Annotated in this window: 1 protein-coding gene; it reads left to right on the top strand. The window is 53.7% G+C overall.

Annotated features, from left to right (window positions below):
- Positions 1 to 128: 128 nt before the first annotated feature.
- A partial coding sequence (locus tag J3L16_RS15975; RefSeq protein ID WP_207614056.1) for a cation:proton antiporter occupies positions 129 to 486 on the top strand: 358 nt, incomplete at its 3' end.

The raw sequence follows: 486 nt of genomic DNA, 5'->3' as shown, positions 1-486 counted from the left end.
CCAATGATTACTGGCAAAATCGGTCTCGGCCCGATAGGTCAAACCTGAATTTCGGTATGCAATAAAACCTGCAGCGCCCCGTAATTCGGTCAAATTAGGCATTCTAAAACCCAAAAGGCCCGGCCCTCATGGAAAACTTCCTGTTCCAAGCCACCATCTATCTCGGTGCAGCCGTTATCGCAGTTCCCTTTGCAGCCCGTATGGGGCTGGGATCGGTGTTGGGATATCTAGCAGCTGGGATTGTGATTGGGCCGGTAACGGGACTGGTTGGAACCGAAACCCAAGAACTCCAACACTTCGCCGAGTTCGGCGTTGTGATGATGCTATTCCTAATCGGTCTCGAACTTGAACCGCGTGTGCTATGGAATATGCGCGACAGGTTGATCGGGTTGGGCGGACTTCAGATTTCGCTGACCACGGCGCTTGTGATGGGCGGGGCCATGGCCATGGGCTATGCGTGGAATGTCGGTCTTGCGATTGGGATGA

Source organism: Alteromonas sp. 5E99-2 (assembly GCF_017368475.1).
Lineage (GTDB): Bacteria > Pseudomonadota > Gammaproteobacteria > Enterobacterales > Alteromonadaceae > Alteromonas_F.
The sequence above is the reverse complement of the archived record's forward strand: the minus strand, read 5'-3'. Positions and strand labels throughout refer to the sequence as shown.